Source organism: Pseudomonas sp. 05N434 (assembly GCF_056396965.1).
This window is the reverse complement of sequence record NZ_JBFTMK010001073.1, coordinates 1-527: the sequence shown is the minus strand read 5'-3', so window position 1 is coordinate 527 and position 527 is coordinate 1. Positions and strand designations below refer to the sequence as shown.

The 527-nt window shown below is 64.3% G+C and carries 1 pseudogene; it reads left to right on the top strand.

The annotated features are described in order from the left end of the window. Positions 1–164 precede the first annotated feature (164 nt). A pseudogene (locus AC1DLB_RS31780) lies at positions 165–527 on the top strand (TPM domain-containing protein); the annotation flags it as partial.

The window sequence follows — 527 nt, the reverse complement described above, 5'->3', positions numbered from 1 at the left end:
GTGGAGGGGGTAGAGGCCGGGGTGGTTTCGGTGGCGGGGGTTTTGGCGGCGGTGGCGGGGGCTTCAGTGGCGGCGGGGGCAGTTTCGGCGGCGGTGGTTCGTCGGGCGGCTGGTGATGACACGGCGGGAAACACAACAACAATAGCGAGCAGGCATTCATAAACATGGCATTACTGACTGAACACGAACAACGCAAAGTCGCCGAGGCGATTGCCCGGGTCGAGCGCGACACCGACGCCGAACTGGTGACAGTGCTCGCGGCCCGCGCCGACGACTATGCGTATATCCCGCTGCTCTGGGCCAGCCTGTTGGCGCTGGTGGTGCCGGGTATCGTGCRTTACCTGACCGGTTGGCTGACCATGCACAGTCTGTTGCTGGTGCAATGGGTCAGCTTCATCGTGTTGTGCCTGGTGTTCCGGATTCCGAAAGTCACCACGCGCCTGATCCCGCGCTCGGTCCGTCACTGGCGTGCGTCGAACCTGGCGCGTCGGCAGTTCCTGGAGCAGAACCTGCACCACACCGTGGGC